Source organism: Streptomyces cacaoi (assembly GCF_006539165.1).
In the GTDB taxonomy this organism is placed as follows: Bacteria; Actinomycetota; Actinomycetes; order Streptomycetales; family Streptomycetaceae; genus Streptomyces; species Streptomyces cacaoi.
In genome coordinates, this window is the sequence record NZ_BJMM01000011.1 from 1 (window position 1) to 13,558 (window position 13,558).

The window sequence follows — 13,558 nt, forward strand, 5'->3', positions numbered from 1 at the left end:
CACCCGAACAGCCCGACCTCGACTGGGAGAACCCGGAGGTGCACGCCGAGTTCGACTCCGTGCTGCGGTTCTGGCTCGACCTCGGCGTCGACGGCTTCCGCATCGACGTCGCCCACGGCATGATCAAGGCGCCCGGACTGCCCGACATCGGCCACGGCGCCCAGGCCCGGCTCATCGGCAACCAGCGGCTGCCCTTCTTCGACCAGGACGGCGTCCACGACATCCACCGCGCCTGGCGCCGACTGCTGGAGTCCTACGGCCCCGACCGCATCGGCGTCGCCGAGGCGTGGGCGCCCGACGCCGAACGCCTGGCCCGCTATGTGCGCCCCGACGAGCTGCACCAGGCGTTCAACTTCCAGTTCCTGACCGCGTCCTGGGACGCCGGGGCGCTGCGCGAGGTCATCGACGCCTCCATGGCGGCCAGCTCCGTCGTCGGCGCCCCCACCACCTGGGTGCTCTCCAACCACGACGTCGTCCGCCACCGCACCCGGCTCGGCGGCCTGGACCGGGCCCGCGCCGGCGCCCTGCTGATGCTGGCGCTGCCCGGCTCCGCCTACCTCTACCAGGGCGAGGAACTCGGCCTGCCCGAGGTGACCGAACTCCCCGACGAGGTACGCCAGGACCCGGCGTTCTTCCGTACCACGGAGGGGCAGAGCGGGCTGCGGGACGGCTGCCGGGTGCCCCTGCCCTGGGAGAGCGACGGCCCCTCCTTCGGGTTCGGCCCCGGCCGCAGCTGGCTGCCCCAGCCCGCCACCTGGCGCGAGCTGTCCGTCCAGCGGCAGACCGGCGACCCGCACTCCACGCTGGAGCTGTACCGCACGGCGCTGCGGCTGCGCCGCCGGCTGCCCGGCCTGGGCGACAGCGCCATGGAGTGGCTGCCGATGCCGGAGGGCGTCCTGGCCTTCTCCCGGCCGGGCCTGGTGTGTGTGCTCAACACCCGGGACGAACCCGTGACGTTCACCGCCCCCGGCCGGCTGCTGCTGTCCTCCGCCGCGTCCGTCCCCGGCCCGCAGGACGCGGACGGCTCCCCGGGCGCCGCGGGCACGGAGGCCGCTGCGGACACCGCGGCGGCGACCGGAACGCCCGGGGCCGAGACGGCGGCGGGAGCGGCGGAGACCGTGCGGGTGCCCGGGAATTCCTGCACCTGGTGGGCAGCCTGACAGCAGGCCGGTAAGGTCACTTCCCGTGACCGCACGGCTTGCTGACATCGCAGCGCAGGCGGGGGTCAGCGAGGCAACGGTCAGCCGCGTGCTCAACGGCAGACCGGGTGTCGCGGCGGCCACCCGTGAGTCCGTTCTGGCCGCGCTCGACGTGCTCGGCTACGAACGCCCCGTCAAGCTGCGCCGCCGCAGCGAAGGGCTGGTCGGTCTGATCACCCCGGAGCTGGAGAACCCCATCTTCCCCGCCTTCGCGCAGGTCATCGCGCAGGGCCTGACCCGGCAGGGCTACACCCCGGTCCTGGCCACCCAGACGCCCGGCGGCTCCACCGAGGACGAGCTGACGGAGATGCTGGTGGACCGGGGTGTCGCCGGGATCATCTTCGTCTCCGGCCTGCACGCCGACACCACGGCCGACACCGGCCGCTACGAGCGGCTGCACGGCCAGGGCGTGCCGTTCGTCCTCGTCAACGGGTTCTCGCCGCACGTACGCGCCCCGTTCGTCTCCCCCGACGACCGGGCGGCGATGCGGCTGGCCGTCTCCCATCTGGTCTCGCTCGGCCACGAGCGGATCGGTCTCGCGCTCGGGCCCGAGCGGTTCGTGCCCGTCCAGCGCAAGATCGAGGGCTTCCGGGGCTGCGTCACCGAGCTGCTCGGCGACCGCGCCGACCCCGGCGAGCTGATCGCCCACTCCCTGTTCACCCTGGAGGGCGGGCAGGCCGCAGCCGGCACCCTGCTGGAGCGGGGCTGCACCGCTGTGGTGTGCGCCAGCGACATGATGGCGCTCGGCGCGATCAGGGCGGCGCGGCAGCGCGGGCTCGCGGTACCGGCCGAGGTCTCGGTCATCGGCTTCGACGACTCCCCGCTCATCGCGTTCACCGATCCCCCGCTGACGACGATCCGGCAGCCGGTGACGGCCATGGGCCAGGCGGCGGTACGCACCCTCCTGGAGGAGATCGCCGGCACCCCGGCACCGCACAGCGAGTTCGTCTTCCTGCCCGAGCTGGTCGTCAGGGGCTCGACGGCCTCCGGACCCGGCCGCGAAGCGAGCGCCCAGGACCGTCTTCCGGCCCAGGGCCGCGCCTCTGCCGAAGGTCGGAGCCGGGCCCGTCGGAACCCGACCACAGGATGATCGGACGGTGGGCCCTGTCTGGCAGACTGTTCTGCCATGGGGGTCACGACCACACAGCCTGATGAAGAAGCCCGGCACGACGCGACGGACGCACCGGCCGAGGCAGCGCCCCCTACCCGCGGGCGGTACGCCGCCGCCCTGGACCGCTGGCGGGCGCCCCGGCGCCCCCGGCTCTGGTTCGAGATCGTGCTCATCGCGGTGAGCTACTGGGTCTATTCGCTGATCCGCAACGCCGTTCCCGAGCAGCAGGCCGCCGCGCTGCGCAACGCCGACTGGATCTGGAAGGCCGAGCACATCCTCGGCATCGCCGTGGAGAACTCGGTCAACCACGCGGTCAACGGCGTCACGTGGCTCATCGTCGGCATGAACTACTACTACGCGACGCTGCACTTCGTGGTCACCATCGGCGTCCTGGTGTGGCTCTTCCGCTGCCACCCGGGCCGCTACGCCGCCACCCGGCTCGTCCTGTTCGCCACCACCGGCGCCGCCCTGCTCGGCTACTACCTCTACCCGCTGGCGCCGCCCCGGCTGATGAACGGCGGGCACTTCATCGACACCGTCCAGGTGCACGAGACCTGGGGTTCGATGGCCTCCGGCAACCTGGCGGAGATGTCCAACCAGTACGCGGCCATGCCCTCGATGCACATCGGCTGGTCCGTGTGGTGCGGCGTCACCATCGTGATGCTGGCTCGCCCGCTGTGGGTGCGGATCCTCGGCGCGCTCTACCCGGCGACGACGCTGCTGGTCATCGTGAGCACCGCCAACCACTTCTGGCTCGACGCCGTCGGCGGGCTGCTGTGCCTCTCCCTGGGCTTCGCGCTCTCCTACGCCTGGTACGGCCGGTTCTCCTACCGGCTGCCGCAGCTCGCGCCCGCCCCCGCCTGACCACGGCGGCCCGGCCGGGCGCCGCGCCGCCCGGCCCCCGCTACTCGGCGTCGTAGAACAGCCGCTCGACCACCGCGCGGGCCTGCCGGGTGATGCGCCGGTAGTCGTCCAGCATCTCCCCGACGTGCCCCGGCTCGTAGCCCAGATACCGGCCGACCCCGGCCAGCTCCCGGGCATCCGAGGGGAAGGTGTCGCCCGGGCGCCCGCGCACCAGCATCACCGCGTTGCGCACCCGGGAGGCCAGCACCCACGCCTCGTCCAGCGTCCGGGCGTCCGTCTCGTCGATCAGCTCCGCCTCGACGGCCGCGGCCAGCGCGCTCCTGGTCCGGGTGGTGCGCAGCCCGGACAGCCGGTGACCGTGCTGGAGCTGGAGGAGCTGCACCGTCCACTCGACGTCGGTGAGGCCGCCCCGGCCGAGCTTGGTGTGGGTGGTGCGGTCGGCGCCGCGCGGCAGCCGCTCGCTCTCCATCCGCGCCTTCAGCCGGCGGATCTCCCGCACCGCGGCCTCGTCCAGGCCTCCGTCGGGATAGCGCAGCGGGTCGATCAGCTCCAGGAACCGGGCGGCGAGGCCCGCGTCCCCCGCGACGTACTCGGCACGCAGCAGCGCCTGGCTCTCCCACACCACCGACCAGCGCGCGTAGTAGGCGGCATAGCTGGTCAGCGAGCGCGCCAGGGTGCCCGACTTGCCCTCGGGACGCAGATCGGGGTCGATGACCAGGGGCGGGTCGGCGCTGGGCAGCTGGAGCAGCCGGCGCATCTCCGTGGCGACGGCGAACGCGGCCTTGCCGGCCTCGTGCTCGCTGACCCCCTCGCGCGGCTCGTGGACGAACAGGACGTCGGCGTCCGAGCCGTAGCCCATCTCGTGGCCGCCGAAGCGGCCCATGCCGATGACGGCGAACCGGGCCGGCAGCTCCGCACCCCACTGGGCGCGCACGGCCGCCCGCAGGGCTCCCGCCAGCGCGGCGGCGTTGATGCCGGTGAGCGCGTCGCCGACGCTGTCCAGCGACTCGGCGGGGACGGCCTGGGCGATGCCCTCGGTGCCGTAGGCGCCGAGCAGATCGGCCGCCGCGGTGCGGAACAGCTCGCGGCGGCGCACCCCGCGGGCCGCGGTGACGGCCTGCTCGGCACCGTCGGCGCGGCCGACGGCGGCGAGCGTCTCCTGGGCGAGCGCGTCCGGATCGCGGGGACGCAGCCCGCCCTCGTCGCCGAGCAGCGCGACCGCCTCCGGGGCGCGCAGCAGCAGGTCCGGCGCGAACCGCCCCGCGGACAGCACCCGGGCGAGGTTCTCGGCGGCCGCGCCCTCGTCCCGCAGCAGCCGCAGGTACCAGGGGGTCTGGCCGAGCGCGTCGGAGACCTTGCGGAAGGCGAGGAGCCCGGCGTCCGGGTCTGCGGAGTCGGCGAACCAGCCGAGCATCACCGGCAGGAGGGTGCGCTGGATGGCGGCCTTGCGGGTCACCCCGGAGGAGAGCGCCTCCAGGTGCCGCAGCGCCGCCCCGGGGTCCGCGTAGCCGAGGGCCTCCAGCCGCTGCCGGGCCGCCTGCGGGGACAGCCGCACCTCGCCCGGGGTGAGCTGGGCGACGGCGTCCAGCAGGGGCCGGTAGAACAGCTTCTCGTGCAGCCTGCGCACGGCGGAGGCGTGCCGGCGCCACGCCTTGTGCAGCTCGGCGACGGGCTCGCTGCGGTACCCGAGGGAGCGGGCCAGCCGGCGCTGGTCGGCCTCGCTGTCCGGCATCAGATGGGTGCGGCGCATCCGGTGCAGCTGGATGCGGTGCTCCATGGTGCGCAGGAACCGGTAGGCCGCGTCGAGGGAGGCGGCGTCCTGCCGGCCGACGTAGCCGCCGGCGGCGAGCGCGTCGAGCGCCTGGAGCGTGTTGGGGCTGCGCAGCGCCGTGTCGCTGCGGCCGTGCACCAGCTGGAGGAGCTGCACGGCGAACTCCACGTCCCGCAGCCCGCCCGGGCCGAGCTTCAGTTCCCGCTCGACGTGTGCCCGGGGGATGCTGGCCACGACCCGGCGGCGCATCTGCTGGACGTCGGTGACGAAGTTCTCCCGCTCGGCCGCCTGCCACACCAGCGGCGCCACGGCCGCCACGTACTCGGCGCCGAGCGCGGCGTCCCCCGCGACGGGGCGGGCCTTCAACAGCGCCTGGAACTCCCAGGTCTTGGCCCAGCGTTGGTAGTAGACCAGATGGCTGTCGAGGGTGCGCACGAGCGGGCCGTTGCGTCCCTCGGGGCGCAGATTGGCGTCCACCGGCCAGATCGTGCCCTCGGCCGTGGTGTCGGAGCAGATCCGCATCATGTGCGCGGCCAGCCGCCCCGCGGCGCGCAGCGCCTCGTGCTCGTCCTGCTCGCCGGCGGCCGGCTCGGCGACGAAGACGACGTCCACGTCGGAGACGTAGTTCAGCTCGTGCCCGCCGCACTTGCCCATGCCGATGACGGCGAGCCGGCAGGCGGCGGCGTCCTCGGGTGCCGCGGCGGCGGCGAGCGCGAGGGCCCGGCGCAGCGTGGCGGTGGCGAGGTCGGCCAGCTCGGCCGCGGTCTCGGCGACGTCCCGGGTGCCGCACACGTCGCGTGCGGCGAGGGCGAGCAGGGCGCGGCGGTAGGCGATGCGCAGCGCGTCGGGGTCGGCGACGTCGCGCAGCGCGGCCTCGAACTCCTCGGTGCCGGGGTGCAGGTCGCTCGTCTCGTAGGTGGCGAGGGCCTGCCAGTCGTGCGGGTGCCGGGCCAGGTGGTCGCCGAGCGCGGCGGAGGCGCCGAGGACGCCGAGGAGGCGGTCGCGCAGGGGTTTCGCGGTGCGCAGCGCGTCCAGCAGCCGCCGGGCCTCGGCGCCGGCCGGCCCCTCGCCCGGCTGTTCCGCGTCCAGGGACTCGACGATGCGGAGCAGGCCGAGGAGGGCCTGGTCCGGGTCGGCGGTCGCGCCGAGCGCGTCGAGGAAGAGGGGGTCACCGTGCAGCGGGGCCAGCTCCTCCTGGTCGAGGAGTTTCCCGGCGGCTGCCGGATCCGTGAAGCCCTGCCGTACCAGCCGCGCGAACCGGCTGTCCCGCCGGCCACCCTGGGTCACATCTCACCTCTCACCATGAGCCCGTTCCGGGGGGCGCCGACCGGCCGGAGGCCGGGGAATCCGGGTACCGGCGCCCCGGCGCGACGCCGGAACGGGAACGGGCAGAACCGGAGCACTTTCACAGAACGGGAAGGGATTTCCGCAGCTCGAAGGCGGTGACCTCGGAGCGGTACTCCTCCCATTCCTGCTTCTTGTTCCGCAGGAAGAAGTCGAAAACGTGCTCCCCCAGCGTCTGGGCGACCAGCTCGCTGCGCTCCATGAGCGCGATCGCCTCCCCCAGGTTCTGCGGGAGCGGTTCGATCCCCATGGCCCGCCGCTCGGCGTCGGAGAGCGCCCACACGTCGTCGTCGGCGCCGGGCGGCAGCTCGTAGCCCTCCTCGATGCCCTTGAGCCCGGCGGCGAGCAGCACCGCGTAGGCGAGATAGGGGTTGGCGCCGGAGTCCAGGGAGCGCATCTCGATCCGCGTCGACCCCGTCTTGCCGGGCTTGTACATGGGTACCCGGACCAGCGCGGAGCGGTTGTTGTGGCCCCAGCAGATGTAGGAGGGGGACTCGCCGCCCTCGCCCGCCGTGCGGTTGGCGCCGCCCCAGATGCGCTTGTAGGAGTTGACCCACTGATTGGTGACGGCGGAGATCTCGCCGGCGTGCTCCAGCAGCCCGGCGATGAACGAGCGGCCGACCTTGGAGAGCTGGTACTCGGCGCCGGACTCGTAGAAGGCGTTGCGGTCCCCCTCGAACAGGGAGAGATGGGTGTGCATGCCGGAGCCGGGGTACTCCGAGAACGGCTTGGGCATGAAGGTGGCCTGGACGCCCTGTTCGAGAGCGACCTGCTTCATGACCAGGCGGAAGGTCATGATGTTGTCGGCCGTGGAGAGGGCGTCGGCGTAGCGCAGGTCGATCTCCTGCTGGCCGGGCGCCCCCTCGTGGTGGGAGAACTCGACCGAGATGCCCATCGACTCCAGCATGGTGATGGCCTGGCGGCGGAAGTCCATGCCCACGTTCTGCGGGGTGTGGTCGAAGTACCCGGAGGAGTCGGCCGGGACGGGGCGGGTGCCGTCCACCGGCTTGTCCTTGAGCAGGAAGAACTCGATCTCCGGGTGGATGTAGAAGGTGAACCCGAGGTCGGACGCCTTGGCGAGGGCGCGCTTGAGGACGTAGCGCGGGTCGGCGTACGAGGGGGAGCCGTCCGGCATGAGGATGTCGCAGAACATCCGGGCGGTACCGGGGGCCTCGGCCCGCCAGGGCAGTATCTGGAAGGTGCTGGGGTCCGGCTTGGCGATCATGTCGGACTCGTAGACGCGTGCGAACCCCTCGATGGCGGAACCGTCGAAGCCCATGCCCTCGTCGAAGGCCTGCTCCAGTTCGGCGGGCGCCACGGCCACGGATTTCAGGAAGCCGAGGACGTCGGTGAACCAGAGGCGGACGAACCGGATGTCGCGCTCCTCCAGCGTCCGGAGGACGAATTCCTGCTGCTTGTCCATGGGCCTATCCTTGCAGGTCAGAGGGGTGTGCTCGGGTCCCCTGGGCGCAACGGGTGCAGGTGGAGCATTCCACCACGGGGTTTCCGGGAGATGTCCGGCCGTGGTGGGCCCACGTGCGATCGTTCCCGATCGTTTCACACACACTCCTCACCCCGCCCGTGCGCGACCGCCCCGTCGACCCCCGCCCGGCGCCCCCTGTCCCCGCCGACTCCGAGCCGGCGTTTTCGCAGGTCACCGCGGCGATGTCCGGGCACACCCCGGGGCGGGAATTCTGCGCGGGCGCCATGCATTGAGGGGGGTGTAGTTGAACAGTCAACCAACGGAATCGACGAGGCGAGCACCATGACGGCCACCCCGGGCACGCCCCCCATCCAGTTCGGGATCTTCAGCGTCGGCGACGTGACCATGGACCCCACGACGGGCCGGACGCCGACGGAGTACGAGCGCATCAAGGCGATCCTGACCATCGCGCAGAAGGCCGAGGAGGTCGGGCTCGACGTCTTCGCGACCGGCGAGCACCACAACCCCCCGTTCGTGCCGTCGTCCCCGACGACCATGCTCGGCTATCTCGCGGCCCGCACCGAGCGGCTCCTGCTGTCCACCGCCACCACGCTGATCACCACCAACGACCCGGTGAAGATCGCCGAGGACTTCGCGATGCTCCAGCACGTCGCCGACGGCCGCGTCGACCTGATGATGGGCCGCGGCAACACCGGCCCCGTCTACCCCTGGTTCGGTCAGGACATCCGGCAGGGCATTCCGCTGGCCATCGAGAACTACGCGCTGCTGCGCAAGCTGTGGGACGAGGAGGTCGTCGACTGGCAGGGCCGCTTCCGCACCCCGCTCCAGGGCTTCACCTCCACCCCGCGCCCGCTGGACGGCGTCTCCCCGTTCGTGTGGCACGGCTCGATCCGCAGCCCCGAGATCGCCGAGCAGGCCGCCTACTACGGCGACGGCTTCTTCGCGAACAACATCTTCTGGCCCCGCAACCACTTCCAGCGCCTGATCAACCTCTACCGGGACCGCTTCGAGCACTACGGGCACGGCACCCGCGAGCAGGCGTTCGTCGGGCTCGGCGGGCAGGCGTTCATGCGCCGCAACTCCCAGGACGCGGTACGTGAGTTCCGCCCCTACTTCGACAACGCCCCCGTCTACGGGCACGGGCCCACCCTGGAGGAGTTCACCGAGCAGACGCCGCTGACCGTCGGCAGCCCCCAGGAGGTCATCGAGAAGACGCTGACGTTCCGCGAGTCCTTCGGCGACTACCAGCGCCAGCTGTTCCTCATGGACCACGCGGGCCTGCCGCTGAAGACCGTCCTGGAACAGCTCGACCTGCTCGGCGAGGAGGTCGTACCCGTCCTGCGCAAGGAAATGGAGCGCGGCCGTCCGGCCGGCACCGCCGACGCGCCCAGCCACGCGAACCGCGTGTCGGCGCTCCGGCCCACCGGCGCGGCCACGGAAGGGAGCCCCGCATGACCGGCACGGCCACTCCCGGCACCCCCGCCGCCCCCACCGAGCAGCCGCCGGTCCGGCTGGTCGTCGTCTCCGCCGGGCTGAGCGAGCCCTCGTCCACCCGGATGCTGGCCGACCGGCTCGCCGAGGCCACCCGGCTCGCGCTGGACGAACGCGGCCTGACCGCCGAGGTGCGCACCGTCGAACTGCGCGATCTGGCCGCCCGGATCGCGCACACCTTCGTCACCGGCTTCGCCGCGGGCGAGCTGCGCGACGCGCTCGACGAGGTGGCGGCGGCCGACGGGCTGATCGCCGTCACACCCGTCTTCTCCGCCTCCTACAGCGGGCTGTTCAAGTCCTTCTTCGACGTCCTCGACAAGGACACGCTCGTGGGCAAGCCCGTCCTGTTCGGCGCCACGGGCGGCACACCCCGGCACTCGCTCGTCCTGGACCACGCGCTGCGGCCCCTGTTCAGCTATCTGCGCGCGGTCACCTCGCCCACGGCCGTCTACGCCGCCACCGACGACTGGGCGGCGGCCGACGACGGCATCACCCCGTCCCTGCCCGGCCGGATCGCCCGGGCCGGCGGCGAGTTCGCCGGGCTGCTGAGCCCCGGCCGCTTCTCCGCCGACGGCCCCGAACAGGAGGAAGTCCTCCCGTTCGAACAGCAGTTGGCCGCCCTCCGCCTGCCGGAGGAGTGAGCCGTCCGCCCGACTCACCGCAATCCCGGGGGTGTTGAAGGCATCGCGCCGCGCACCCCCGTCCGGTGAAATGGGACGCATGAGCAGTGGCACCGCACGGGCGGGGGCGCGGGCGGCCCGCGTCGGCAGGGCGCGCGCCGGGCACCGCTGGCCCCCGCCTGCCAGGCCGCCGCCGTGGCGCCTCCCGTCGCCCGCCCGCACCGACCGTCCTCGTCCCGCCCGGTCGCGCGCGCCGACGTGTCGACGGAGCCACCTCACACCGCAGGCCAGCGGGGCGTGTCCCAGCGACACCGTCTCGACTCGGGCTCCTCGCCCGTCACCGCATCAGCAGGCACCTTCCCCTGCTCGGGGGCGGCGCTTTCGGCCAACCACGGCTCCCCCGCCACCACTTGGCGATGGACGCACTGGCCCCTGCTACGGGTACCTCCCCGAGCCCCCCGGCGGTAGGCTCCGCGCTGGTCGTTGCGGGGTGGCGGGGTGCTTCGTCGTTCGGCTCGGCCGTCGCTGTCCGCCGTTGCCGACCGGAACGGGCTCCATGTCCTCTTCGTCCTCCGTCCTGTGGATCCTCGGGGCGGCCTTCACCCCCGCCGGGGCCGCCCTCGGCACCGGTATGTACTGGCACATCCGCCGGAGGCGGGCCCTCCTGCGGGACGGCGCGCGGGCCGAGGGCGTGGTGGCCCGGCTCACGGAACGGCAGATGAAGGGCCCGAGTTCGCACACCACGTCCACGCTCCACTCCTCCACGGGGCCCTTCGCCTACGCCCCGGTCATCGCCTGGACCACGGCCGACGGCCGGGCCATGGAGACCGAGTGGAACGTCGCCCGCCCCCAGGAGCAGGCCCTCGCCGTGGGCACCCCCGTCGAGGTCCGCTACGACCCGGCGAACCCCTCCCGCTGGACGCTCCCCACCGAGGGCAGCGCCCTGTGGTGGCTCTTCACCGCGGTGGGCGCCCTGTTCACCGTCCTCGGTCTGGGGTTCCTCGGCGGGGCGATGTTCATGTAGCGGAGACTGCTCAAGTCCGGGCAGGCGGCCCCTTGTTCAGCTGCCGTCCGACGCGGTGAGGCGGCGCAGTGCCGCGTGCGCGGGCGGGCCCCAGGACGGTTTGCCGCCGGGACGGCCGTGGACGCCGGCGTCGCCGATGTGGGCGAGGTCGAGCGCGCTCAGCACCGCCCAGCCGCGGGCGCGGCGCAGGGTCGCGGCGTCCGGGTGCGGCCGGTAGGCCGCGTGGAAGAGGTCGGTGGCGCCGTCCGGCAGCAGGAGCCAGGCGGCGGCGAGGTCGTAGGCGGGGTCACCGGCGAAGAGATCGCCGAAGTCGATGACGCCGCAGAAAGTGCCGTCCCTGGTGAGGATGTGGGCCGGGTGCAGATCCCCGTGCTGCCACAGGAGGGGGCCCGTCCAGCCGGGCGCTTCGGCGGCGTCCTCCCAGACCGCGCGGGCGGCGTCCGGGTCGCGGACCAGCCCCCGTTCGACGGCCGAGTCGAGCTGTGCGGCGAAGTGCCCGGCCGTCTCGGTCAGTCGGCCTCCGCGGTCCCGGCCCGTCGGCGCCCCGTCGGGTGCGGGCCGGTGCAGGGCGGACAGAAAGGCGGCCAAGGCGTCGGCCGCCGCCGCGCACGTCGCGGGTGCGCGGTCGGCCGGCTCGCCCGGGACCCAGGTGGTGACGAGCCAGGGCCGCGGAAACCGTGCGGAGGGCTCGCCCAGGCGCTGCGGGACGGGGATCTCCAGCGGAAGGCCCCGGGAGAGCCGGGGCAGCCAGGCGTGCTCCTTGCGCAGCAGTGCGTCGGCGGACTCCGTCGCCCAGGGCACCCGGACGGCGAGGTCGTCGCCGAGCCGCCACACCTGGTTGTCCCAGCCGAGCGCACCGAGTTCCAGGCGGCGGCCCGCCAGGTCGGGGTGCTGCTCGCGCAGCAGCTCCCGGATCAGCGCCTCGGTGATGTCCGTCCCGGTGACTGCCATACGCAGACGGTATCCGGCCGCCCTCACCCGCCCGCACCGAACGGCGCACCCCGGGACTCAGCCGGCGCCCCGCTTCACCTCGCCGACGAAGGCCGCCCACGCGGGAGTGGAGAACATCAGCGGCTCCCGGCCCACGTCCTGGCTGTCCCGCACGGGGACGAGCCCGTCGCCGGGGACGCGGCCCGGGGCCCACTCGGCACACGGACCGCCCTGCGGGTCGCTGTGGCCGGACCTGATCCATACCGCTTCGCTCATGCCGTTCCTCCAGGGGGACGTCCGGGCAGACCGCGCCCCCACTGTCCACCCGTGGCCGCCCACCGCTACCCCGGCGTGGAGCGGGCGACGCGGAAGCCCACGTCGTCGATGCGGAACGTCGGGTGGCTGCGGCGCCGTACCGAGGCGCGGCAGCTCCAGTGCTCGTCGGCCCAGCCGCCGCCGCGGAGCACCCGGTAGGTGCCGTACACCTCGGCGTCGTAGACGTCCCAGCACCAGTTCCACACATTGCCCAGCATGTCGAACAGGCCCCAGGCGTTCGGTCGTCTGCCGCCCACGGGGTGGATCCGGTCGCCCGAGTTGCCGCCGTACCAGGCGACTTCGTCGAGCGGGCCGTAGCGCGGGCCGGTGGTCTCCGCACGGCAGGCGTGCTCCCATTCGGCCTCGGTGGGCAGCCGGTACCCGTCAGCCGCGGTGTCCCACTCGGGGGCCTCGGCGTCGGCGTCGAGACGGTACGCGGGCGCGAGCCCCTCACGGCGGGACAGCGCGTTGCAGAAGCGGACCGCGTCCCACCACGAGACGCCCTCCACGGGCAGCCGGTCGCCCCGGACGCTGCTCGGCCGCTCGCCGGTCACCTGCGCGTACCACGCCTGCGTGACGGGGAACGCCGACATCCACAGCGGCGCGACCTCCACCGGCCAACTCCGGCTCGTGCGCCGGTCGGACAGCGTCACCCGCCCCGCCGGCACCTCGACCATGGTGCTCTCCGCCCCCGTCGCCATGCGCTACACCGTCCGCTTCATCTGTTCCACGAAGGCCGTCCACGCGCACGTCGAGAACCGCAGCGGGGCCCGTCCCACGTCCTTGCTGTCACGCACCGGAACGCCCTCGCCGCCGGACACGCGCCCCGGGGCCCACTCGACGCACTGCCCGCCCTGCTGGTCGCTGTAGCCGGACCTGATCCACGTCCCGCTCATGCGCACTCCTGATCTCGCTGATGAGGGCTTCGGATTCGTGCGGCCCCAGTGCGCAGGCCCGGATCCGGTCGTAGTAGGCCTCGGCATTGCTCACCAGCTTCGGCGCCTCGTAGGACCGCCCTCCCCGTGGCCCCTCAACGTACACAGCGGATTTGGCGTCGTCGAAGTCGAGCAGGGACCGACGGTGGGGACGTGCGCGAACACCACCCGGCGGAACGTGGCGTCACCCGCGATCATCGCCCCGGCGAACCGGGCGTCGCCGCCGAAGGCCGCCCCGCTGAAGTCGGCGTGCCCCTCGACCGTCACCCCGCCGAGGACGATGCCTGCCGGGAACTCGGCCCGGTGGAAGAGGAGTCGGCCGGCGCGTCGGGGGGCGGCCCGCCGGGCGGTGCGGAGGTCATATCCGTGGGACGCGGCTTCCGGGCCCGCGTACGGCAACCGCGGCCCGGTGTGTGGGGCACCGGGCCGCGGCTGGGTTCGTGCCGGGGAGCGCGGTGGGGCGCTCCCCGGGTGGTGCTGAGTTGTGCTGAGCGGTGCTGCTCTGCCGTC

Annotated in this window: 12 protein-coding genes and 2 pseudogenes; 6 read left to right on the forward strand and 8 right to left on the reverse strand. The window is 73.4% G+C overall.

Going from position 1 to position 13,558, the window contains the following annotated elements:
* The 3 genes from SCA03_RS12975 to SCA03_RS12985 form a co-directional block, all read left to right on the forward strand.
* A partial coding sequence (locus SCA03_RS12975) for an alpha-amylase family glycosyl hydrolase (RefSeq protein ID WP_141275381.1) occupies positions 1–1,160 on the forward strand: 1,160 nt, incomplete at its 5' end.
* Between the two features lie 25 nt (positions 1,161–1,185).
* Positions 1,186–2,289, forward strand: coding sequence for a LacI family DNA-binding transcriptional regulator (locus tag SCA03_RS12980; protein WP_030879866.1), 1,104 nt, complete (start codon positions 1,186–1,188; stop codon positions 2,287–2,289).
* 36 nt (positions 2,290–2,325) lie between these two features.
* Complete coding sequence (locus tag SCA03_RS12985; protein WP_030879870.1) at positions 2,326–3,174, forward strand: phosphatase PAP2 family protein; 849 nt, start codon at positions 2,326–2,328, stop codon at positions 3,172–3,174.
* 40 nt (positions 3,175–3,214) lie between these two features.
* Here the strand turns inward: SCA03_RS12985 and SCA03_RS12990 are convergent, their stop codons facing one another.
* Positions 3,215–6,232, reverse strand: coding sequence for a bifunctional [glutamine synthetase] adenylyltransferase/[glutamine synthetase]-adenylyl-L-tyrosine phosphorylase (locus tag SCA03_RS12990; RefSeq protein ID WP_141275382.1), 3,018 nt, complete (start codon positions 6,230–6,232; stop codon positions 3,215–3,217).
* Positions 6,233–6,350: 118 nt separating this feature from the next.
* Positions 6,351–7,712, reverse strand: coding sequence for a gamma-glutamylpolyamine synthetase GlnA2 (gene glnA2, locus SCA03_RS12995; RefSeq protein ID WP_030879876.1), 1,362 nt, complete (start codon positions 7,710–7,712; stop codon positions 6,351–6,353).
* Positions 7,713–8,081: 369 nt separating this feature from the next.
* Between glnA2 and SCA03_RS13000 the strand changes: the two genes are divergently transcribed.
* The 3 genes from SCA03_RS13000 to SCA03_RS35075 all read left to right on the forward strand — a co-directional run bounded on the left by SCA03_RS13000 (position 8,082) and on the right by SCA03_RS35075 (position 10,868).
* Positions 8,082–9,188: an LLM class flavin-dependent oxidoreductase gene (locus SCA03_RS13000; protein ID WP_086817647.1), complete on the forward strand. Its 1,107-nt coding sequence runs from the start codon at positions 8,082–8,084 to the stop codon at positions 9,186–9,188.
* Positions 9,185–9,865 (forward strand): FMN reductase, encoded by a 681-nt coding sequence (locus SCA03_RS13005; protein WP_086817638.1) that lies wholly within the window; start codon positions 9,185–9,187, stop codon positions 9,863–9,865. The genes SCA03_RS13000 and SCA03_RS13005 overlap by 4 nt, the downstream gene beginning before the upstream one ends.
* A 535-nt stretch (positions 9,866–10,400) precedes the next feature.
* Positions 10,401–10,868, forward strand: coding sequence for a DUF3592 domain-containing protein (locus SCA03_RS35075; RefSeq protein WP_030879887.1), 468 nt, complete (start codon positions 10,401–10,403; stop codon positions 10,866–10,868).
* A gap of 36 nt (positions 10,869–10,904) precedes the next feature.
* Here SCA03_RS35075 and SCA03_RS13015 read toward each other — a convergent pair whose 3' ends face one another.
* The 6 genes and pseudogenes from SCA03_RS13015 to SCA03_RS36790 form a co-directional block, all read right to left on the reverse strand.
* The gene (locus SCA03_RS13015) at positions 10,905–11,819 is read right to left on the reverse strand and encodes a phosphotransferase (protein ID WP_086817640.1); all 915 of its coding nucleotides are present in this window, start codon (positions 11,817–11,819) and stop codon (positions 10,905–10,907) included.
* Positions 11,820–11,876: 57 nt separating this feature from the next.
* Positions 11,877–12,074, reverse strand: a complete 198-nt coding sequence (locus SCA03_RS13020) for a DUF397 domain-containing protein (protein WP_086817641.1) — start codon at positions 12,072–12,074, stop codon at positions 11,877–11,879.
* Positions 12,075–12,139: 65 nt separating this feature from the next.
* Entirely contained in the window at positions 12,140–12,814 is a 675-nt protein-coding gene (locus tag SCA03_RS13025; protein WP_030893081.1) for a formylglycine-generating enzyme family protein, read from the reverse strand.
* A 3-nt stretch (positions 12,815–12,817) separates the two neighbouring features.
* A complete protein-coding gene (locus SCA03_RS13030) occupies positions 12,818–13,009 on the reverse strand; it encodes a DUF397 domain-containing protein (protein ID WP_030879900.1) in 192 nt (63 codons plus the stop codon).
* 25 nt (positions 13,010–13,034) lie between these two features.
* Positions 13,035–13,190: pseudogene (locus SCA03_RS37215) on the reverse strand (Scr1 family TA system antitoxin-like transcriptional regulator); the annotation flags it as partial.
* A gap of 35 nt (positions 13,191–13,225) precedes the next feature.
* A pseudogene (locus tag SCA03_RS36790) lies at positions 13,226–13,447 on the reverse strand (pentapeptide repeat-containing protein); the annotation flags it as partial.
* Between the last annotated feature and the right edge of the window lie 111 nt (positions 13,448–13,558).